Raw genomic sequence first — 705 nt, 5'->3', positions numbered from 1 at the left:
GTCTCTCCGCTCTTCGGCTGCCAGTATGTGTCGGTCGCCGCAGGCAGTCTCTGGCGATCCGCCACCAGAAGTTCGTCTTCTTGTGCAGCATGCACAACCCGGTGGATACTCACCCGCGTGGGTTCCCTTCGGGCGTTGCTGGACGCGCCGGATCTGCGCTCACTCCTGCAGCCGATCGCAGGTCCGGACGCCGATCCCCCGGTGCGGCGGATCGCGCTCGTCGAGGACCTCGGCCGCCTCGGCGACCTCGACGAGGCCACACTCGCGGTCCTGACTCACGCCGCGTCGCAGGACGCCGTCAGTTACCGGCTCGACGTCGCGCTGCGCACGGCGGGCTCCCGCAAACTCAGCGCGGTCGTGCTGACCGACGGGCGCGAGGACATCGCCCCGACGGCCGCGGCGCTCCCCCGGCGAGTCACCGTGGCCGTCCTGCGGGCCCGGAGCGACTGCGACCTCGCGGCGCTGCTGTTGGCCCTGCACCGCGAGCTCGCCGGCGGCCCCGACGTGGCGCTCGTCCGCATCCGGGCGGCGCTACGCGCATTCGAGAGCAGCTCGGCAGGCAGTGCCTCGGCCGCAACCACCCCCGAGGAACTGCTGCGCGCCGCGACCGGAGCGCTCGGCGCACCCGTCGAGCTGCGCCCGCCCCAGCCGGGCGCCCACGCCGTGCCGGTGGTCGTCGCCGACGAGATCGAGGCGACCGTGAGC

Annotated in this window: 1 protein-coding gene; it reads left to right on the top strand. The window is 73.5% G+C overall.

Annotated elements, in window-relative coordinates:
* Nucleotides 1-117: 117 nt before the first annotated feature.
* Nucleotides 118-705, top strand: a 588-nt coding sequence (locus PKE99_RS38170; protein WP_271215117.1) for a hypothetical protein, incomplete at its 3' end; no start/stop codon positions are given.

It is taken from the genome of Pseudonocardia halophobica (assembly GCF_027922425.1).
GTDB classification, from domain to species: Bacteria; Actinomycetota; Actinomycetes; order Mycobacteriales; family Pseudonocardiaceae; genus Pseudonocardia; species Pseudonocardia halophobica.
Note: the sequence above shows the minus strand (reverse complement) of the source record. Positions and strands in the feature narration are given on the sequence as shown.